The sequence below is a fragment of the Ruoffia tabacinasalis genome, assembly GCF_005864045.1.
GTDB classification, from domain to species: Bacteria; Bacillota; Bacilli; order Lactobacillales; family Aerococcaceae; genus Ruoffia; species Ruoffia tabacinasalis.
In genome coordinates this window covers 1-22,072 of the sequence record NZ_VBSP01000039.1, presented here as the reverse complement: position 1 = coordinate 22,072, position 22,072 = coordinate 1, and the positions used below count along the sequence as shown (strand labels likewise).

General features: G+C 35.7%; 20 protein-coding genes. 1 reads left to right on the top strand and 19 read right to left on the bottom strand.

The window, feature by feature from the left end:
• Positions 1-203: 203 nt before the first annotated feature.
• The 17 genes from plsX to FEZ33_RS09465 all read right to left on the bottom strand — a co-directional run bounded on the left by plsX (position 204) and on the right by FEZ33_RS09465 (position 18,882).
• Positions 204-1,199 carry a phosphate acyltransferase PlsX gene (gene plsX, locus FEZ33_RS09545; protein ID WP_138405159.1) on the bottom strand — a complete coding sequence of 332 codons (996 nt, stop codon included), beginning with the start codon at positions 1,197-1,199 and terminating at the stop codon, positions 204-206.
• Positions 1,200-1,234: 35 nt separating this feature from the next.
• Positions 1,235-3,310 (bottom strand): ATP-dependent DNA helicase RecG, encoded by a 2,076-nt coding sequence (gene recG / locus FEZ33_RS09540; RefSeq protein ID WP_268951517.1) that lies wholly within the window; start codon positions 3,308-3,310, stop codon positions 1,235-1,237.
• A gap of 43 nt (positions 3,311-3,353) precedes the next feature.
• Entirely contained in the window at positions 3,354-5,027 is a 1,674-nt protein-coding gene (locus FEZ33_RS09535) for a DAK2 domain-containing protein (protein WP_138405157.1), read from the bottom strand.
• 35 nt (positions 5,028-5,062) lie between these two features.
• Positions 5,063-5,419, bottom strand: a complete 357-nt coding sequence (locus FEZ33_RS09530; protein ID WP_138405156.1) for an Asp23/Gls24 family envelope stress response protein — start codon at positions 5,417-5,419, stop codon at positions 5,063-5,065.
• Between the two features lie 202 nt (positions 5,420-5,621).
• Complete coding sequence (rpmB, locus tag FEZ33_RS09525) at positions 5,622-5,810, bottom strand: 50S ribosomal protein L28 (RefSeq protein WP_138405155.1); 189 nt, start codon at positions 5,808-5,810, stop codon at positions 5,622-5,624.
• A gap of 204 nt (positions 5,811-6,014) precedes the next feature.
• A complete protein-coding gene (locus FEZ33_RS09520; RefSeq protein ID WP_138405154.1) occupies positions 6,015-6,971 on the bottom strand; it encodes an NAD(P)-dependent oxidoreductase in 957 nt (318 codons plus the stop codon).
• A gap of 9 nt (positions 6,972-6,980) precedes the next feature.
• On the bottom strand, positions 6,981-7,670 hold the full coding sequence (locus FEZ33_RS09515) for a thiamine diphosphokinase (RefSeq protein WP_171031353.1): 690 nt from the start codon (positions 7,668-7,670) through the stop codon (positions 6,981-6,983).
• A 9-nt stretch (positions 7,671-7,679) separates the two neighbouring features.
• Entirely contained in the window at positions 7,680-8,321 is a 642-nt protein-coding gene (gene rpe / locus FEZ33_RS09510; RefSeq protein WP_138405152.1) for a ribulose-phosphate 3-epimerase, read from the bottom strand.
• 14 nt (positions 8,322-8,335) lie between these two features.
• Positions 8,336-9,256 (bottom strand): ribosome small subunit-dependent GTPase A, encoded by a 921-nt coding sequence (gene rsgA, locus FEZ33_RS09505; protein ID WP_138405151.1) that lies wholly within the window; start codon positions 9,254-9,256, stop codon positions 8,336-8,338.
• Positions 9,257-9,317: 61 nt separating this feature from the next.
• A complete protein-coding gene (gene pknB, locus FEZ33_RS09500) occupies positions 9,318-11,309 on the bottom strand; it encodes a Stk1 family PASTA domain-containing Ser/Thr kinase (RefSeq protein ID WP_138405150.1) in 1,992 nt (663 codons plus the stop codon).
• Positions 11,306-12,070 (bottom strand): Stp1/IreP family PP2C-type Ser/Thr phosphatase, encoded by a 765-nt coding sequence (locus tag FEZ33_RS09495; protein WP_138405149.1) that lies wholly within the window; start codon positions 12,068-12,070, stop codon positions 11,306-11,308. Before FEZ33_RS09495 ends, pknB begins: the two co-directional genes overlap by 4 nt.
• 25 nt (positions 12,071-12,095) lie before the next feature.
• Entirely contained in the window at positions 12,096-13,475 is a 1,380-nt protein-coding gene (gene rsmB / locus FEZ33_RS09490) for a 16S rRNA (cytosine(967)-C(5))-methyltransferase RsmB (protein WP_138405148.1), read from the bottom strand.
• 18 nt (positions 13,476-13,493) lie between these two features.
• Positions 13,494-14,447, bottom strand: a complete 954-nt coding sequence (gene fmt, locus FEZ33_RS09485) for a methionyl-tRNA formyltransferase (protein WP_138405147.1) — start codon at positions 14,445-14,447, stop codon at positions 13,494-13,496.
• A 13-nt stretch (positions 14,448-14,460) separates the two neighbouring features.
• Positions 14,461-16,878: a primosomal protein N' gene (priA, locus tag FEZ33_RS09480; RefSeq protein ID WP_138405146.1), complete on the bottom strand. Its 2,418-nt coding sequence runs from the start codon at positions 16,876-16,878 to the stop codon at positions 14,461-14,463.
• An 87-nt stretch (positions 16,879-16,965) separates the two neighbouring features.
• Positions 16,966-17,163 (bottom strand): DNA-directed RNA polymerase subunit omega, encoded by a 198-nt coding sequence (gene rpoZ, locus FEZ33_RS09475; protein ID WP_138405145.1) that lies wholly within the window; start codon positions 17,161-17,163, stop codon positions 16,966-16,968.
• 6 nt (positions 17,164-17,169) lie between these two features.
• Positions 17,170-17,802, bottom strand: a complete 633-nt coding sequence (gene gmk, locus FEZ33_RS09470) for a guanylate kinase (RefSeq protein ID WP_138405144.1) — start codon at positions 17,800-17,802, stop codon at positions 17,170-17,172.
• Positions 17,803-17,898: 96 nt separating this feature from the next.
• Positions 17,899-18,882: an LCP family glycopolymer transferase gene (locus FEZ33_RS09465; protein WP_138405143.1), complete on the bottom strand. Its 984-nt coding sequence runs from the start codon at positions 18,880-18,882 to the stop codon at positions 17,899-17,901.
• A 154-nt stretch (positions 18,883-19,036) separates the two neighbouring features.
• Here FEZ33_RS09465 and FEZ33_RS09460 point away from each other — a divergent pair, with 154 nt between their 5' ends.
• The gene (locus tag FEZ33_RS09460) at positions 19,037-19,375 is read left to right on the top strand and encodes a hypothetical protein (RefSeq protein ID WP_138405142.1); all 339 of its coding nucleotides are present in this window, start codon (positions 19,037-19,039) and stop codon (positions 19,373-19,375) included.
• A 123-nt stretch (positions 19,376-19,498) separates the two neighbouring features.
• On the opposite strand, the gene FEZ33_RS09455 is transcribed toward FEZ33_RS09460, so the two are convergent.
• A complete protein-coding gene (locus tag FEZ33_RS09455; RefSeq protein ID WP_138405141.1) occupies positions 19,499-20,098 on the bottom strand; it encodes an energy-coupled thiamine transporter ThiT in 600 nt (199 codons plus the stop codon).
• A 12-nt stretch (positions 20,099-20,110) separates the two neighbouring features.
• Positions 20,111-21,799, bottom strand: a complete 1,689-nt coding sequence (locus tag FEZ33_RS09450) for a ribonuclease J (RefSeq protein ID WP_138405140.1) — start codon at positions 21,797-21,799, stop codon at positions 20,111-20,113.
• Positions 21,800-22,072 lie beyond the last annotated feature (273 nt).

Sequence of the window (22,072 nt, the reverse complement as noted above, 5' to 3'; positions counted from 1 at the left end):
TTAGATTTCTTTGTGTTAAAATGAGTGTGTGACATGAAGATTCTCTCCTTATACTATGTTGTGGTGACTTAAGTATAACGAATCTTCATGTCTTTTTTTAGTGTTGCGTTTCATCTTACAACACACCCTTTTTTATATTTTAATATGTATTAAAGTTCATATAGGAAGCAATACGTCTGATGTCTTTACGCATTAAAAAAATTCTAATTTTCAAAATAATTTACAGCATCTTGAACGACACCCGCGCTTACAACTGTTCTTGATTGACGAATCGCATTAAATATTGCTTCGTCGTTGGAAGAGCCGTGTGCTTTAATTACTGGAGATTTTACGCCAAGTAAAACTGCCCCACCTTGCTTCGTATCATCTAGATTGTTAAATGTTTCTTTTAATGAGTCTTTAATTAAACCTGCACCAATTTTTGTTTTTAATCCAGAGTTTTTTAGCGTATCAAGTAACAATCCAACAACACTTTTAACTGTTCCTTCCAGAGTTTTTAAGACTGCATTACCTGTAAAGCCATCCGTAATGACGATATCAACTTCTCCAGTTAAGATAGACTTCGCCTCGACATTCCCAATAAAATTAATATTATCTAATTGCTTCATTAAATCGAAAGCCTCTTTAGTAATTGAATTCCCTTTACCTTCTTCAGTTCCATTGTTTAATAAACCAATACGTGGATTTTCTACATTTAATACATTTTTAGCGTAAAAGTTAGCTAATACTGTAAATTGTTCTAGATTAACTGGTTTCACTTCAGCATTTGCTCCAGCATCCATTAGGATCACCTGGGGTGATTCTTTTGATACTGTTGGAATAATTGGCATTAATCCAGGACGGTCAATATTCTTAATTCGTCCAACAACTAGTAAACCAGCGGTTAATAAAGCACCTGTATTACCGGCAGATAATAAAGCATCTGCTTTACCTTCTTTGACATCACGTGCAGCAACAACCATAGACGAATCTTTTTTCCGACGAATGGCTCTCACGGGTTCATCTTCTCCAGTGACAATTTCAGTTGTGTGAATGACTTTAATACGGTCATCTTTGACTAAGTATTGTTCAATACTTTCACTATCACCATATAAATTAATTTGGATATCGTTGAATGTTTTTATTGCTAAATTAGCGCCATCAACAATGGCTTTTGGTGCATTGTCGCCACCCATAGCATCGATTGCAATTGTAATCATTTTATCCCTCCACTATCTTTTTATTTCTATCTATACTAAATTTTTATTTGCTGGTTTGTCAACCAATTAATGATTGCATTAATTTCCTGATCTTCTAACTCTAAAGGATGATTTAAATACCACGTAACTTCATCCTTGGCTACTTTGTGGATATGTTGATCTTCGAAAAGGTTCGCATACTTAAATTGAGGAATCCCGCTTTGGGCTAAGCCTAAGATATCACCCATCCCGCGTATCTTCATATCTTCTTGACTTATAATGAAGCCATCCGATTCTTGTTCCATAATTTCAAGACGCTTTTTACCTTGTTCAGTTGTAGGTTTACCAATTAAGTAACAATAACTTGGTAGGTTACTACGTCCGACACGTCCTCTTAATTGATGCAACTGAGCTAAGCCAAAGCGTTCAGCTGAATGGATAACTATAATTGTCGCATTAGGTACATCGACGCCGACTTCTACCATCGTTGTTGCAACTAGAATTTGAAGTTTATTTTGTTCATAAGCATTCATCACTTGTTGTTGGTCATCTTTACTCAATTGACCGTGTAAAGCTCCTACATTCCACTCTGGAAACTGTACGGATAATTTTTCTTTAATCGCATTTACATTCTCAATTTGTTCTAAATGTTCAGATTGATCAATGATGGGAAGAACATAGTATATTTGGTGTCCCTCTTTTAATTCTTCCACCATTTTATTATAAAGGAATTCGAGATTATCTTCATCGATTAATTTTGTTTCAATCGGTATTCTCCCTTTAGGTAATTGATCAATTGTTGACACCGTCATATCCCCATAGATTGTTTGGGCTAGTGAGCGTGGAATTGGAGTCGCTGTCATTTGTAATATGTTTAAAGTTTCTTCTGCTTCAACTTTCTCCATTAAAGCATGACGTTGATCTACTCCAAACCGGTGCTGCTCGTCAATAATTGCGATTCCTAATTGCTTATAAGTCACAGCGGGTTGAATTAAGGCATGCGTTCCAATGACAATTCGTATTCTTCCACTTGCAAGTCCATCTAAGACGTCTTTCTTCTCTTTAGCTTTCATTGCACTAACTAAAATCTCGCTATGGTAGCCAATGTCTTCAAAGATCCGATTAAAATTCACAACGTGTTGTTTGGCTAGAATTTCAGTTGGAACCATTAAGACAGCTTGATATCCAGCTAAAACCGCAGCCATCATGCCTAGAAATGCAACAAGTGTCTTACCACTCCCCACATCCCCTTGAAGCATGCGACGCATTGGATATGGCGCTAATAAGTCATAGCAAATCTCATTGACAGCCTTTTTTTGTGCTTCTGTTAATTGATAGGGTAATTGCGTAACGATTTCCTTTAAGTCATGATTATCATACAAGACTCGAATCCCCGTCTCTTTTTGAGATTGTTGCATGGTAGCTTGAAGTCGCCATTGGTATAAGAAAAACTCTTGAAAAATAATTTTACGCTCAGCTTCTTTAAACTCTCGGGCATCTTTAGGAAAATGCATTTGATATAAAGCTTTATTTAACGGCAGCAATCGGTACTTATGATTAATATTATCAGGAATGATTTCAACTATTGAAGACGAGCTCGCTTCAAAGGCTGACTTTATAGCTTTAATAATTTGAGTTTGTTTCAGACCTTTTGTCGTCGAATAGACTGGATTAAAATCACCATTATCTTCATTTAATTTAATAATCTTCATACCTAAGAGATTTTGTCGGTCACTTTGCCATTTTCCAAAGATTGCTTTCTCTTGACCGACTTCAACATTCTTTGCTAAATAAGGTTGGTTGAAGAAAGAAACACTAATAATATTATGCTCATCAAGACTCATTCTGAATGTCAATCGACTCTTACGTCCTCCAAAGTAATTTACAACTGCTGGAGTCACTACCGTCCCTTTAAGTGTTACCTTCTCTCCATCAAGAATTGACTCAAGCGGTCGTGCTTGTAAATCTTCATATCGAAAAGGAAAATGAAACATTAAATCTCGAATAGTATTCACACCTATGGAAGCAAATTTGTCCGTCGCAACTGGACCAACGCCATTTAGTTTATTAATTGTTTCATTCCAATTTAATTGATCCATAATTGACTCCTTTTTGTCATGGTTGATATGCAAAAAGGGAAAAGGAACAATATGCCCCTTTCCCCTTTGAATAGATTTATTCTACTGACATAATATACTCGTAAACAGGTTGGTCACCTTGAATCACTTCAAAATCTACCTCAGAGTATGTTGCTTCTAATTGTTCAATGACTTGTTCAACTAAATCTTCTTTTCCGCCTTCTCCAATGAAGATAGTTACAATTTCGCTCTCGTCATTAATCATATTATCTAAAGTATTGTATAAAGCATTCTCTACAAGAGGTTCAGATAAGATAATTTTCCCATCAACGATTCCCATAAATTCATCTTTCAGAATTTCAACGCCGTCTAGGTTTGTATCACGAATAGCATAAGTAATTTGACCAGTTGAAACCATTTCAATGTTTCCACTCATGGCAGCATGATTATCTTCAATCGTTCCTTCTGGATTAAATGCAAAAATGGCACTAATCGCTTCTGGAACAGTTCTTGTTGGTACAACCACTGCAGGTTTTTCAATCACTTCTGTTGCTTGTTCTGCAGCCATAATGATGTTTTTGTTATTCGGTAATAGAATAAAGCGTTCTGCTGGTGTCGTCTCCATCGCTTTAACAAAATCTTCTGTTGATGGATTCATCGTCTGACCACCTGAAAGAACTACATCAATACCGATTGATTTCAGCATTTCAGTCATACCTTCACCTGCTGCAACAGCAATCACTGCATAATCTTTAGGAGCAACTGCAGTTGTTTGTTGTTGAGATAAAGCTTGATTGGCAGTTTCTAATTCACGCACTTGTTCACGCATATTATCTACTTTAATTTTGATTAATTCTCCATACTCTTGACCTAATTGCATAATTTCGCCTGGGTCTTCAGTATGAATATGTACCTTCGCTATTTCATCGTCAGATACAACTAATAATGAGTCTCCTTTTTCATTTAAGATATTACGGAACTCATCATAATCAAATTCTTTTTCAACGGTTGGACCATTACCGATACGAACCATGATTTCTGTACAATATCCGAATGTAATATCATCCATTGACATTGGGTGTTCATTTGTTTCTTCGAATACCGCATGAGAATGAGCTTCCGACTTTTTAGAATGATCTTCAGAAATAATGACTTCACCTGTTAGGCTAGATAAGAATCCTTCATAAAGGCAAAGTAAACCTTTTCCTCCACTATCCACAACGCCGACCTGTTTCAGAACTGGTAACATGTCAGTCGTTTTCTCAAGTGCAACACTTGCGCCTTTAACGATTGCTCGCATAATTTCAACGATGTCTGTTGTGTTTTTAGCTGCTTGTTCACCAGCTAAAGCTGATTCACGTGCAACTGTTAAGATTGTTCCTTCAACAGGCTTCATAACTGCTTTATAGGCTGATTCTACTCCACCAGCAAATGCTTTAACAAAATATTCAGCATCGACATTCTCTTGATCTTCAATCGCTTTAGAAAAGCCTCTAAAGATTTGTGATAGGATAACGCCTGAGTTTCCTCGCGCTCCCATTAATAACCCTTTAGCTAAGGCTGTACTTGCTTCTCCAACGTGTCCTGAAGTATTTTCTTTTAATTTTTCAACACCAGAGATAAATGACATATTCATATTCGTTCCTGTATCTCCATCTGGAACTGGGAATACATTTAGTGAATTGATTAAATCAACGTTCTCTGTTAAACGATCTGCTCCAGCGATAATCATTGATTGAAATTCTGGTGCCGTTAACATAGTAAGTTCCAACTTTCGTCCTCCTTATAACTCATTGACTTTAAAATTTAGTCAACTTTTACTCCTTGAACGTGAACATTTACAAAATCTAGTGTGAATCCTAGTAAACGTTCGACATTATATTTTACTGTTTCTTGAATATTTTGACAGATGACAGATATTTTTGTTCCATAAGATACAAGAATATATACATCCACTGCCACTTTATTACCGTTTTGGGAAAGAACTACACCTTTGGCAAAATTCTCTCTACGTAAAATTTCTATTATATTATCACGAAAGAAACTTTTACTTACCATCCCTACGACACCGTAGTTATCAGTAACCGCTGCACCTACAACTGTTGCGATAACTTCATTACTTAATGTGATTTGTCCATTTGGGGTTGGAATATTTATTGCCATACAATCTCCTCCTATTGTTTATATCTTAGTTATTTTATCATAAACATCGTTATTATTCACTTAAATTGATATTACCAAACTACAACGGTTTGACAAAGAGAATTGTATTATATAAAAAAATTTGTTCAAGTTTATGTTCGATTACAAATAAAAAAGCTAACTTGCTCAAAGCAAATTAGCTTATTTAAATAATATAACGAGATTAAACACGTTCAACTTTACCTGATTTTAATGCACGTGCAGAAACCCAAACTTTCTTAGGCTCGCCGTCTACCATAATGCGAACTTTTTGTAAGTTAGCACCAAAAGTACGTTTGTTTGCGTTCAATGCATGAGAACGAGTGTTACCAGATCTAGCTTTACGTCCTGTAAAGTAACATTCTTTAGCCATTAGTATTTCCTCCATTTCTTGCAGGAGCTTTGTCTCTGCTTTTTCATACCGTAATAATTTATCATATTTTTCATTCTTGTGCAAGAATTTTTTCAATATTTTCTATTTATAAAGCGGTTTTGTTTCCAAGAAGTAATATTAGTCTATCCAAGGTTATAAGTCAAGGCAGTTTTTGGATTGTACCCTATTTTTAGGCTGTATGAATTAATAACCTTTTTTCTTGTTGTACTCATTCTTAGCCAGTGTTCCATTAGATAAATAACTATCAAGATTTTCTTTAAAAATCGGATAAATCATATCTCTAAAATGTTCAACATTGCCAGAGATATGTGGCGTAATGACTAAGTTTTGTGTTTGCCATAATTTTGATGATTCTGGAAGTGGTTCCGGCGATGTGACGTCTAAATAAGTTCCCGCTAAAGTCCCTGCTTCCAAAACTTCAATCAGATGATCATCTTTCACTGATTCACCTCGACCGATATTCAAGAAGTAAGCAGTATCTTTCATGTTAGCAAAGATTTCTTTATCAAAGAATAATTCACTTTCATCTGTTAAAGGCAATGCATTAATAACAAAGTCCATATCTGAAAGGATTTCTTGGCTGCTTTCCATCGTGTATGAATGGTCAAAGGTTTGGATTGAACGGCCATTCGAATTCACGCCATATGTTGCCATTTCAAAAAACTTAGCTGTTCGAGCAATCTCTTGCCCAATTGAGCCTGTTCCATAAACTAATACCTTCTTGTCTTTTAAAGAGAACATATTTGAAGCAATGCTTTTATCCCATTTTCTTTCCAATTGATTTGTCATCGCTGGAATTATCCCTCTAGCAACTCCTAAAATATAACCAAATATATTCTCAGTAATTGGAACAGCATGGACACCACTCATGTTTGAAAGAAAAATATCTTTATCTTTTCTGAGACTTTCTGGAATTGCGTCAAGACCTGCGGTATCTTTTTGAATCCATTTAAGTTGTTTTAAATCTGCTATGTTTTCACTTAATTCAGATTCCCAACCATAGACAATCTCAATATTTTTAATGTCTTCGGGTCTAATTTCATCTTTAACTCTTACATCATAGTCTTTAGCTGTTGCTTTGATTTCTTCTAATTGCCAATCTTTTGTAATGGCGTAAACTGCAATGATTGGTTTTGACATATTATCCTCCTACTTTCTTTCATTCACTCTAAGAACTAGAACGAGTCCTTGCTTGAATGATAGTTTCACCGGATGGTTTTTATCGATAAACTCATTACTTATGAGTGCACGTGGATAGCCTATATCAGTAGTTCCAAGATTATAAACAGCATTTTGGATACTTAATTGCTCTACAGCTGTTAAAGTGATGATGGATAAGTAATCTGGTAACATCTTTTCAGCACTAATCTCATATTCTCCAGGGAAGAAAAATTGAAAGACATGATTCTTTTCAATAAACTTTATTCTTCCAACACTTTTTTTAAATCTTGGTTGATAAACCATCCAAATATTTGCTAGCATGTGATCCAAGCGGCCTTTCTTCTCTCCGATTCCGCCTAGAATTAAACATTCTAAATCTGGAAACTCCTCTTGGACGATTTCTAAAGCTAATTCCATATCTGTATCATCTTTTTGAGCTGGATGTTTGATAATATGTGTCGCATTCTCTTTAATTAATTGGAATTCTTCTTCTGTCACTGAATCAAAATCACCGACAGCATAATCCAAGTAATAGCCAGCTTTAATAAGTTTTAAACTTCCACCATCCACACCAATATAATATGTTTTGTGATTTTGGACATATTTAGGTATTTCTGAGACTGCTGGTTTTACAGCGCCCCCACATACGATCACGTATTCTTTTTCTTTACTTTGCATCATAACACCTTAATTTCTTAATGAATCGATCGCTTCCTTGCGGTTATTGTGACTAAATATGTAAGAACCTGCCACTAATACATCTGCTCCTGCTTCTAAGCATTTCTTACTTGTGTCCTCATTAATACCGCCATCCACTTCAATCTCATATTTGTAGTTATTTTCTTCACGGAGTGCTTTTAGTTTCTTGATTTTATTCAAGCTTGATGGAATAAATGTTTGTCCACCAAAACCTGGATTCACTGTCATAACTAAAACTAGATCAACATCTGCCAATACTGCTTCGATTGCTCCAACCGGCGTACCTGGATTAATTACGACACCCGCTTTCGTGCCAGTTTGTTTGATTTGTTGGATTACACGGTGAATATGTTTTGTTGCTTCAACATGAACAGAAATAATATCTGCGCCTGATTCAGCAACAAGTTCAATATAGCGTTCAGGTTCTTCAATCATTAAATGACAATCAAATGTTTTATCTGTTAGAGGTCGAATAGACTTCATAACCATCGGACCAAAAGACAAGTTTGGTACAAAATTTCCATCCATCATATCGATATGAATATAATCAGCGCCATTTGATACAATATCAACTAAATCAGCGCCTAATTTACTAAAATCTGCACTTAAAATTGATGGTGCAACTTTCATAAATAATCCCCCTACTATTTTTTCTTTTTATAAACAGGTTTTCTTTGCTCAATCCGTTCCATAATTTGTTCATAATTATTATAACGACTTTGGGCAATGTCACCCGCTTCAACTTCGCTTTTAACATTACAACCCGGTTCATTTAAATGCAAACATGACCGGAACTTACACGATTCTCCCGCCCTAGCTATCTCTGGGAAATAGAATCTTAATTCAGCTTTATCGATATCTGGAAAATCAATGGCGCTAAAACCTGGTGTGTCAGCTAAGAATCCATCGTTAAATGGATATAATGTGACTTCTCGAGTTGTGTGTTTCCCACGGTTTAAAGCTTCACTAATGATCCCTGTTTCAATATTCGCTTCAGGTAATAATAAGTTTAATAGAGTTGACTTCCCAACACCTGATTGTCCCATTATGACGTATAAGCCTGAGTCTATCAAATGTTTAATCTTATCAATATCTGATTCATTATTATTTAAAGTCACAACGGTATAACCAGCGGGTGCGTATACTCGTTTAATTTCTTCAACTTTTCGGTCGGCTTCTTCTTGGCCAAGCGCTTCGACTAATAAGTCATACTTAGATAATAAGATAATCGGTTCAATATGGTTCGATTCGATAGAAACTAAAAAGTAATCTAATAAATTATAAGAAAAATCTGGTTCAACTAATGAAGTCACAATCATTGAGTAATTTACATTCGAAATACTTGGTCGAACTAACTCATTTTCTCTTGGTAATATTTCAATAAGACGACTTTCTGACTGACTATCTTGTTCATCAACTTCAATGACTACTTCATCACCTACTAGGGGTTTTTCATTTGTGTGTCGAAATAAACCTTTAGGTTTTGTGGCAAAACTTTGATTCTCAGACCACACATAATAGAACCCACTAATTGATTGATAAATAACACCTTTTTTCTTTTGCATAAAACCCTCCTTTTAAAAAAAGGTTAAATCCTCCAATATGAAAGATTTAACCTTGAAACAGCTACTGTGGTATAACATTATTACTTTCCTCATACACTTCACCATCACGCAATATTCGATATTGCCCTGTACCATTTGATGATATATACAAAGTTAATTCAATTAATTGTGACTCTGTAATTTCAAATTCTTCAGCGACTTCAGTAATATTATTATACTCATCACCAATGAATACTTGAATTGTATTTGGTAATGGATTTTCTTGTTCTTCATCATTATCTTCATACGTTGGTAAGTATTCAATATATACTGGAGTTAAAGCAGAATTAATTTCTTCTTCTTCAGCTCCCATTGAAACAACAACTGAAATTGTATCACCAGGATATAATGATGTTCCGCTTTCAGGTGACTGACTAATAACCTGTCCTTCTGGGATAAACTCGCTGTATTCATAACCTACATCTACAACTAACCCATATCCATCCGCAAATGATTGAACCATATCAAGGGATAAGTTATAGAAATCTTGCATGGTGCTTGATTCTGAATAACTTCCTACAGTCATAGTAATCGGTGTCTCACCTGGAACTACGCGCGTTCCCGGTTCTAAACTTTGTGCCATGATGGTCCCAGTTTGTGACGCATCATTGGTGAACAAGTCTTGACGTTCAACGATAAAACCAGCTTCAATCAACATTTGACGAATTGGTTCATAGCTCTGTCCGACATAATCGCCGATTTGAACTTGTTCTTCCCCACTACTCACGACTAGATTGACTGATGAGTCTCTTTCAATTCGCTCGCCCATCTCAGGATCCGTTTCGATAACGTTCCCTTGAACGACAGTGTCGTGCCAATTATTAATCACATTCCCAACTGAAATGTTCTCTTCTTCAAGTAATGCCATCGCTTCTGCTTGAGATAAGTTCTCAACATCAGGGACGGTTACATATCTAATCGTTTGATTATATAAAGCATACGCACCGACTGCCAATAAGATAACTAATAATACGACAGATACTTGTATTAACAGTTTACGTAGTCGCTTCGGTCTAGAAATCGGTGGTAATTCATCATATTGAGGAATTTCCTCTTCATACTCTTGAAAATCCTCTTTAACTTCTACACTTGATAACGTTTGACTTGCTGTACTTATTGGTTTAATTGGCGTCATAATTAATGTATCTTCGATATCCGTTTCTGGGTCGAAGCGTTTTTCGTTCATACGATTCACACTTAAACTCGTACTTAGATCATTTAGCATTTCTTGAACAGAACTGTAACGATGTTCTAATGATTTAGCGGTTGATCGCATGACCACATTTTCTAAACTTTGTGGAACATAATCTAAATGCTCTTTCACACGAGGGAATTCCTCTTGGAAATGCTTTAGAGCAACCGAAACAGCTGACTCACCGTCATAAGGGACTTCACCAGTGATTAATTCGTAAAGAACAACACCTAAAGCATAAATATCCGATTTAACGGTCGCACTTCCACCACGCGCTTGTTCAGGCGATAAATAATGCACAGAACCAAGCAATGTGTTTGTTTGTGTTAATGATGTATCTGATAGCACGACGGCAATACCAAAGTCAGTGATCTTCACTTCATTGTTCTCAGTAATTAGTATATTTTGTGGCTTAATATCACGGTGAATAATGTTATGTCTATGTGCGACATCAATGGCTGATAGAATTTGGGACATAATATTAACGGCTAATTCTAAAGACACAGGTGATTTCTCACGGATAAATGTCTTTAAATCATTCCCTTTAACGTACTCCATCACAATATATTGTTGGCCATCTTCTTCATCAACATCATAAACTTCCACAACATTATGATGCAAGAGTTGACTCGCCGCCATAGCTTCACGTTGGAAACGACGGATAGCATCTTGATTATCTTGGAAGTCAAAGCGTAATACTTTAACCGCAACATCACGATCTAATATCAAATCTCTGGCTAAATAAACATTTGCCATCCCACCTGAGCCAACAAGTTGGTTAATAATGTAGCGTCCAGATAGTTTAGAGTTAATATCTATCATGTCGTTTCACCATCCTCTAAGATTAAAGAAGGGATGTCTCCAACAACAATAATCGTAATATTGTCTCGTCCACCAGCTTCATTTGCTGCATCAACTAAGGATACAGCTAAATGTTCAAAGTCTTCCGTTTGTTGGAAGAAATCAACCATCTCTTCGTGACTCACCATATTTGTCAGTCCATCAGAACAAAGCATTAAGTGTTCCACTTCATTAATTGGTAACTCCAACAATTCATAGCCGACATCCGGTGTCACGCCAATTGATTGTGTGACAACGTTTCGTTGTGGGTGAAGATTTCCTTCTTCTTCAGTAATCTCACCTGATCGGATTAATTCATTGACTAATGAATGGTCTTCTGTTTTTTGAATTAAATGGCCTTCGTTGAATACGTAAGCGCGACTGTCCCCCACATGCGCAATTAAGACAAACTCTTTTGTAATTAATGAAACAACTAGCGTCGTTCCCATTCCTGCAAGTTGTCTATCTTTTAAAGATTCTTCATATAGATAAGTATTTACATCTTCAATAGCTTTTCCAATCCATTGTGATGCATCTTCTTTCGTTAACTCTTTCCTCAACTGCTTAAATTGCTTCCCTAAATATTTCGTCGTAAGTTCACTCGCGACTTCACCAGCTTGATGACCGCCGACTCCGTCACATAAGACAAATAAGTATTGATTAAAATCTGATTTAAAATAATCAGCATAATCTTGATTTGACTTACGCTGTTTCCCTACGCTTGAATGGAGCGAAATTTGCATTGTTTCACCTCAGTTTTTTATTGTACTATTTAATACCTTCTGTGTCTTTTTTAACTAAACGTGAGATAAAAAAGCCATCTGTATGGTATTGTTGTGGCCAAACTCGAATATTACCTTCATCGGTAATTAAATCTGCTTTAATATTATCTTTTTCAGCTGAAATTGGACTTTGTACAAAATTATCATGAGCGTTTAAAAATGATTGAACGATTTCTTCATTTTCCTCATAAGACATTGTACAAGTACTATATATAATTTCTCCACCTGGTTTTAATAATGTTGATACATGATTAATTAATTCGGTTTGTATTTGTGCTAATTCTTGTATATCTTCATATGATTTATCATATTTAATCTCAGGTTTACGTCTCATTAAACCTAAGCCAGAACAAGGTGCATCTAAATATATTTTATCATATAATTGACCGTCTGTAGGCTGATGTTTTGACGCATCCTCCACATTTAATGTCACTCTTTGTGAAAGTCCCAAACGATCCATATGTTCATTTACTCGCTTAATTTTGGGTTCTGACAAGTCTAAGCCTGTCAGATGTCCTGTTTCTAATAGTGTCGCGATATGTGTCGCTTTCCCACCTGGTGCAGAACATGCATCCAATATTTCTTCATCTCCATTAATATGACCTAAAGGAGCTACTAACATCGATGATTCATCTTGAATTGTTAACCAACCTTCTTTAAAAGCCGTTGAATGAATGAGATTACCGTTCATAGAACGAATACCTACGGGTGAAATATCACTTTCTACAGTGTCATAACCTTCACTATAAAGTGATTCCATGACTTCTTTTCTAGACTTCTTACTTGTATTTACACGTGCAGAGATAAATGGAACTTCTTGTAAACTTTCTAATAAGTTCTCAACTTCTTCATGCGTTTGATGTTTCAAGAAATAATCTACAATCCAAGGACTAATACTGTATTTCACACTTAAGCGTTCAGTGAAATCTTCAATCGCATCAATATCCAATCGATCCGTTCGAATAAAACGACGCAAGATTGCATTTACAAAATTCCCTACGCCCCCATGACCGTTCACTTTAGCTACTTGAACGGCTTCATTAACTACCGCATGACTCGGAATTCGATCTAAAAATACTAACTGATATACAGAAAGTCTTAGTAATGTGGAAACCCAGTCATCAAGTTTCTTACCTGATACGAAAGGTGCTAAGTAATAATCAATCGTTAATTTGTTTTGGATAACTCCGTATACAATTTGGACAACTAATCGATTATCCCTTTCATCTAAAGGTGTATTTTGTAAAAATTCGTCTATCACTACATTTGAAAATTCATTATGATTTTCAATTTTATCGAGTAGAACGAGTGAGTGCCAACGTAAATTTTTATTTAATTGTTTTTTACTTCGTTGCTTAATTTTCAAAACTCGTTCCTCCTATCGTTATTTATTTTCGAACACGCTATCTATTATAGCCTCTGGCTTATTCCCATTCAACCATTGTTCAATTGAAAGTCGTTTTTTTCCACTTTCTTGCCATTCGCTAATTCCATAAAATGAATTATCTCCGCATTGAACAATTAATTTATTGTCTTCAACTGCAACCACTTCACCAATTTCGCCGGATTCGCCTTTATATGTTACAGGTTCACCCGCCCAAATTTTAACACGGTTATTATCTAATAGCGTATATGTCGATGGGAATGGTCTAAAGGCACGAACATGATTATCCACTTCTTGAGCAGTTAAATCCCAAGAAATTCGCTCTTGTTCTTTAGTAATTGTTGGAGAGAAGACAACTTCTTCTTCCACTTGCGGTGTTGCTTGGACTTCGCCAGCAAAAACTGCAGGTAAAGTATCTAATAATAATTCTTTACCTACCACAGCAAGAGACTCAAATAATTTACCTACATCATCTGTTGCCTTAATTTCAATGGCGCGTTGAGATAAGATATCTCCTGCATCCATCTTTTTAGTCATATAAATAATTGAAATTCCCGTTTCTTTATCCCCATTCCATAAAGCATAATGAATTGGTGCCCCACCACGGTATTTAGGCAGTAGTGACGCATGGACATTAATTGCTCCATATTTTGGTGCTTCAATTAAATCATTAGGTACAAATTGCCCATACGCTGCTGTAACTATAAGGTCAGCATTTAAAGTTTTTAACTCTTCATCTTCTTGGGACCCTCTAATTTTTTCAGGTTGATAGACTGGGATGTCATGTTTTAATGCGAGTTCCTTCACTGGTGTCGGCTTTAATACTTTTTTACGCCCGACAGGTCGATCGGGTTGAGTGACTACACCTACAACCTCCAAATTCGCATCATTCACTAGCCCTTCCAATACTTCAACAGAGAAATCTGGTGTCCCCATAAAAATTATCTTATGCATATACATATCCTTTCTAACTAAAATATTGTGGTTCATGATCAATATTTACATACACACCTTGTGTTGCCTTTTGTTGTGTATTATTCAAAATATCATCCAATTGTCTTTGAATAGTAGTTTTGTCTTTGTATTTTAAAAGTAAATTAAAATAGTAATAATTGTTAATTTTCGAAATATTATTCCGATTTGGACCAATAATATATAATTGCTCTTTCCTTTCAAGTTCAGGATTATATAACTGAGCTTTTAAATCATAGGCCAATTGACTCGCCTTCCCTTGATGCTTACTAGATACTGTCAGTAAGGTCGTAAAGTAATAAGGCGGATAATTAGTCAGATGTCGTCGCTTCATCTCAAAGCGGAAGAAGTTTTCATAATCGTGCGTTTTTGCAAATTGAATCACATAGTGTTCAGGATTATACGTTTGGATCACCACTTCACCTGCTAAGCGCCCACGTCCGGTTCTTCCACTCACTTGAGTTAATAGTTGGAAAGTCCGTTCACTTGCCCTAAAATCAGGTAAATTAAGCGCTGTATCAGCATTGATGACTCCTACTAAGGTTACATTCTCAAAGTCTAAGCCTTTAGCGATCATTTGCGTTCCTAATAGAATATTCGATTGCCCACTTGAAAACTCATCTAGTAATTTTTGATGTTGGCCTTTACGGCGAGTTGTATCATTATCCATTCGCGTCACCTTCGCTTCTGGAAATATTTCTTCTAACGTTTCGGCTACCTTTTGTGTTCCGATACCATGAGTACGAATGTGCGGTGATTGACAGCTCGGACATTGCGTCGGTAAAGGTTCATGGTAATCACAATAGTGACACTTCATTTGGTTATCAAACTTATGATAGGTTAGAGAAATATCACATCTAGGACATTGCATAATAAAACCACATTCGCGACATAGTAAGTAAGAGGCATAACCGCGACGGTTTTGTAATAATACAACTTGCTCCCTCTTATCGAGTCGATCTTGAATCTTCTCAATAAGCTCTGGAGATAATTCATTCGCCGTTTCCCTCAACTCAACTTGGGTCATATCAATAATATCCACAGGTGGCATCGGCATTTGATTGACCCGATTCTCCAGGTGGATTAAGTGATAGTTACCGACTTGAGCTCGCGCACGGCTTTCTAAAGACGGTGTCGCACTTCCCAGTATTAAGGGGGCATCATGATAGTCACTCCGCCATCTCGCAACATCTCTCGCATGATAACGTGGATTATCAGATTGCTTATAAGTCGTTTCATGTTCTTCATCTATAATGATGATTCCAATATTTTCTAAAGGAGCAAAGATTGATGATCTCGCCCCTACGACGATTTTTGCTTCGCCTTTAATAATCCGTTGCCATTCATCATATTTTTCAGTGATAGATAAACCAGAATGCAATACTGCAATACCAGTTTGGAAGCGACTGACCACGCGTTCCACCATTTGTGGTGTTAACGAAATTTCTGGTACGAGTAATAAAGCAGATTTGCCTTGTTGTAAGGCTCTGTCCATTAATTGCAAGTAAATTTCTGTCTTCCCACTCCCGGTTACTCCTTCAATTAAATACGTATCCGCTTGTTTGTTATCAACGCTTTGACTAATTAAATCATACGCATTCTGCTGTTCAGGTAGTAACGTTTTTGATGAACTCGTTTGAAAAGACACGTCCTTCAGTGGATCACGATAGACAACTTCTTTAAATGTCGTAATCCATTCTTTATCGATGGCTGAATTTATTGTCGCATTGGATACTTCTAATTCTGTCATTAAAGTGTTTTTTTCAATGCTTTCGATAGCTTGATTATTAATGAAGTATTCTAGTATCGCCCGTTGCTTAAAGCTTCTTTGGCTTGTCTTTTCTAAAGCATTCATTAATTGGTCTTTATTTAAGTTTGTTTTAATCATTGTTTTAGTTTTTTGCGTCGTTTGGTTAATAACTTGGTATTCTATAGAAATGATATTTTCTTTTTTTAATTGACTGATTGCATTGGGAGAAATTCTATCTTCCAATTCTTTTCGGTCAATGCTTGTTTCATTTTGATACCATGATCCAACTTTTTCACTAAATAGAACAGGATCATGAATTTGAACGATAGCATCGTACTTTGCCTTGAGTAAGCTCGGTAACATTGCTTGAAGAACTGAAATTCGGAAGCATTGAAGATACTCAGCTAAATAATCACTCAATTCAATTAATTCTTCATTTAAGAACACATCATAATCCATAATACTATGGATCGGTTTGAGTTTTCCGTTAAATTCGGTCTCGTCCGCAATATCAACGACAAAGCCTGTTCGTTTCATATTGCCAAAAGGTACTTGAACTCGGCTACCTAGTTTAATCGCAGATTCCCAATCTTTTGGCACTGCATAATCAAAAGAGCGATTCACTTGCTTCGCTGGTATATCAATGACAACTTTCACTATCATTCTTTCCCCTCCTTCTAAAAAATTTGTAACATATGACAAAAAACTACTATGAAAGTAGTATAAATTCTTTCATAGTAGCTTCGATTTTTATTGTTCTTTGATTTGTAAGTCGCCAGAAACAACTTCTTCTAACGCTCTTCCAACTGGTTTGATTGCTTCGTATGAATCTAACATTTCATGCTTGTATAATTGCATTTCATGCGCGCGTTTACTCGCAAGGATAATTAAGCTATATTTTGATGGAACTTTTTCAACTAATTTGTCAACTGATGGATATAACATCATGATGGATTACTCCCCTTTTTGAAAATAATTATGTATTTGTAATTTAATTTGATCAACGACTCTTGAAACTTTTAAATGTTCACTTTGTATTATACCATTTACTTTGTTTACTGCACAATCAACTTCATCATTTACGACAACATAGTCGTAATGTTTCATCATGTCAATTTCTTCACGTGCTTTTTGCATGCGTTCATAAATGATTTCTTGATTATCAGTCCCGCGTCCAGTAATTCTAGACTCTAATTCGTTGAGATTAGGTGGTGCTAAGAAAATGAAAATCCCATCAGGCATTCTTTCTCTAACTTTCATTGCACCTTGAACTTCAATTTCTAAAAACACATCATGGCCTTTAGACAGATTGTCTTCAATCGCTCTAATTGGTGTACCATAATAATTCCCAACATATTCTGCGTGCTCAAGCAAAGCATCTTCCTCTATTAGCTCTTCGAACTCCTCACGTGAGGTAAAGTAATAATCGACACCATCTACTTCACCTGGTCTCATTTGGCGAGTCGTAGCTGAAACTGAATATACATAGTTATAAATATTATTCTTAAAAATTGCAGCTCTAACAGTTCCCTTTCCAACTCCAGATGGACCTGATAATACAATTAATAACCCTCTTGTGTCACTCATATTTACCTCCAAAATAAAACTCTATATGTCTATAACTAATATCATAACATATCTTAATTCTTCTTGAAATAAAATCAAGAAATTTCATGCGTTTCTTTATTGCTCTAACAATGCTTTTAACTGTTCTTGAATGTTTGTAAGTGTATTACTATCTAATACTTCGTAAGTTACATCATCAATCGTTTCAGAATTTCCTTCTAACTGTACTGTTTCCACATTCGTAATTATTTGACGATAATCCAAGGCGATTGTTTGAATATCTTTGAAAGATAGATTCGTTAATACATTACCATTTAGACTACCAAGGAGTTTAGGAATGCTCGCTAGTGAATCAATTTGACTAATTTGTGGAACAATCGCACTGACAACTTGTCTTGCTTTATCTTGTCGATTAGCTGATTCAATCGCTTCATCAATATCACCAATATAAGCTAAGGCCATTTCCCCGTCCATATTATACGTTTCACCTGCAACGAAGCTATACCCTTTTTGATCAAAGGTTTCAGTAGCAGTCACTGGTACTTCACCAATCGCATCAATAATATCAGCAAGTCCATTCAGATTCACTGTCAACGTATAATCAATCGGAATCTCTAGTAAATCTTGCACAGTATTAACGGTTGTCGATAACCCACCTGTTTCATACGCCTCTCGAATCATACCTTCTGATTCTTGTCCTGCAATTTCAGTGAGTGTATTGCTAGGTATATTTGTCATAACCACACTTTCTTCTTCAGGATTCACTGTGGCAACAACCATAATATCAGATTGACCTTCTTCTAAATTATCATTGGTTGAAGGTTCAACCCCTAATATTAACATTGAAAATGGTTCTTTATTTTGAATACGACTGACTTCAGGATCTGGTTCATCCTCATCACGTAAATTCACTTGTTCTTCAGGTCTACTTTGTTGAATCACATCTACCGTGTTCACAACGTTATTATAAAAATAAGCACCTACAGCGCCTGCTCCTATGAGTAGAACAATGATGATAATAAAGAAAATTAAACATCCTTTTTTTCTTTTCTTAGGTCTTCCTCGATGGATGTTTCGACGAGACATATTATTTTCGCTCATAAATTAACCTCTCATTACTCAATTTTGTTTATCTATTGTATTACTTTATGAATTTTATTTCAAATTCTTTTGTTTTTAAGAAAGTGTTGACAAAGGGAACGTTTGTTCGTATACTATAAATACAAACATCTGTTCGGATAAAGGAGTGACATTCATGGAATTACCTATCAAACCCAATTCTAATCTTGTAACTACTGTTCAGCGCTTCTTCAAACCCTTTTTAAATACTCAGATTAAACAAGATAAACGATTTATAATGCCTCTATATGAAGTAGAGAAGTTATTACATCAACATTATGTGACGCTCGATCCTGTCGAAATCACATTTGAATACTACGATTCTCAACAAGAGATTGAACAAAAGACTGTTTTAGCAAACGTCGTTTCGACCGTTCAACATAATCGTCGCATTGCAATTAGTGAAGTTAATTCAAAGCGATCTTACATACTATCTTTAGAACAAATTCTAACTGCGTCTGCCAACGCTGCTTAGAACTCATAGACCACCAATTGTTTGCACAATCCCCGCAAACAATTGGTGGTCTTGTTCTTTTGTCATTTTTTATCAAATAAAAAAGTGTTGGCAATAATAATAACCAACACTTCATTTAATTTATTAATCATTTAGTAATGATGATGTTTCTTTTCGAGATAAATATTTTGTTCGCTTAGGGATAATTAGTTTTGGATTACTACGAGCCATAATTAAGATAACTAAGCCAATAATTAACCAAACCACAACTAAACTTAACCAAAATTCCCAACCATTAATTTGTAGTAAACTAATCTCATCTAAGGCTAAAGGTGTTAACCAGAATTTGATAAACATATAACTCGCTGTCGAAAGTAAGGCACCCGTAAATATGTTTAAGTAAGTAGATGAGTATCGACGGTTATTTAGGGTTTTTTGCGTGTATTTTGCGAATAATCCAGCAAAACCTACAGATAATAAAGGTAAAGCTTCTTCAAGGAGGACTGATAACCAATCCGTAAATCCTTGTCGTGTAAAGCCAACAATTAATCCTGTCAGTAAAGCAGAAATAATAGCAAGTGGTGAACCATAACGTAGCGCTAACCAGATTAATGGAAGCATCGCTAGGCCTGAATAATCACCTGGTATGAATGAGCTAACATATTGTGCAGCAACAGCTAAAATTAAACCTAGAACAATCGCATATAAACTATCCAATAGCATACTTCTTGTACGTTGATTCATTCTATACCTCCCCTATTTTTCTTCTTTATTAGGTTGATAATTTGAAGCTTCCATAATAATTGGTAAGACAACCGGACGACGTTGAGTCTCTTTATATAAGTATTTACCGATTTTTTCACGAAGATCCCCTTTTAGTTCACTCCAGTCAAAATTATCACCATTTAAATGTTCATCTAATATATCTAAGGTCATATCTGAACAAGCTTCAATTAAATCAATACTTGTCTTCATATATACGAAACCTCTAGAAGTAATTTGTGGTCCGACTAGTACGCGACCTAAACGACGTGAAATCGTAGCAACAACCACAAAGATTCCATCTTCACTTAAGATACGGCGATCGCGTAAAACGACGTTACCGATATCACCAACACCAATACCATCTATAAGAACATTTCCGGCTGGTACTTGGGCAGTCATCGTCATTTTACCTTTGTTATACTCAATAACATCTCCGATGTACGGTAAGAAAATTTGATTATCTTCATAACCTACTTCATTTGCTAAACGTGCGTGTGCGGCTAACATTCTTGATTCACCGTTAACAGGGATAACAAATTTAGGTTTGATAAAGTTCATCATTAATTTTAAATCTGACTGACTCGCGTGACCAGATGTTTTAAAGTTATCTGTTACAGACTTAACTGTTCCGCCCGCTTTGTAAATCATATCTTTTGTTTTGGCAATGACTGTTTCCATCGCAATTGAAGGTGTTGTAGCTAGGTAAACTAAATCACCATCTTTAATATTGATTAATGAATGACGTTTTGTCGCCATTAATTGAACATTTTTAATTGGTTCGCCAACGTCACCTGTTTCTAACACAATGACTTCGTTGTCAGGCGTGTTATTTAGATCTTTCACTTGTCCGATAATGTCTTTACTTGGGATTTCAATCTGATTTAATTGAATCGCAATGTCAACAATTTTGTATAATTGGTCGTCTGCTAAGAAGATTGTTCTACCTGAATTTTTAGCAGCATAAAATAATTGCTGAATACGTGAGATATTACTTCCGATTGAAGCAACGATAACACGTCCGTCTTCATTACGGAAAACTTCAGTCATGTCAGCAGTAATCTTCTTATCACTGACTGATTGAATCGCATTCTCTGCATCGGCTGAATCACTTAGTAAAGCTAAAACACCCGCTTCACCAATATCAGTTAAACGACCATAGTTTGTACTGTATTGTTCTGAAAAACTTGGATCGAATTTAAAGTCTCCTGTATAAACAATTGAACCTTCATCCGTTGAGACAACAATACCAAGAGAACCTGGAATTGTATGTGTGGTTCTGAAGAAACTTACAGTCGCATCTTCAAATTCAATCTCAACATCTTCATCAATCTTGAAGAAGTTCTCAATATGTTGATGTAAACCTTGTGATTTAGCTGAAATCGTTGCTAATTCAATTGTTAATTCTGTTCCGAATACTGGCGCATCAACTTTCTCTAATAGATATGGTAATGCACCCATCGCATCATCATGACCATGTGTCAGGAAAATCCCAACGATTTGATCTTTCTTTTCAACTAAGTATGTAAAATCTGGAATGACTGCATCGATACCAAGTAATTCTTCTTCTGGAAAGACTAGTCCGCAATCCAAAACAAAGATTGACTCATTCACTTCTACCACGTAAAGGTTTTTACCTTCTTCACGCACCCCACCTAACGGGATTATTTTTATTTTACTCATTTGACACCTCTTTATTTAGTTAATTTCATTTTGATAATATACTTATCACATTATAGCACAGTTAGGAATAAAATAAAAAATTGCTTCCCCAATATTTCAAATTGATTCGTTATCATAAATCAATACCGCGGTTATTTAGAAAAACAGGTTCATGAATTTTTGATGTTGGTGGACCGAGGAGCCAGGTGACGCAGTCACCTTGGCTCTTTTTTTATTCCTATGTTTAAGTGTCTCTCTATGCAACGATAGTTTGTGTTGTGTTCTCATCTTTAA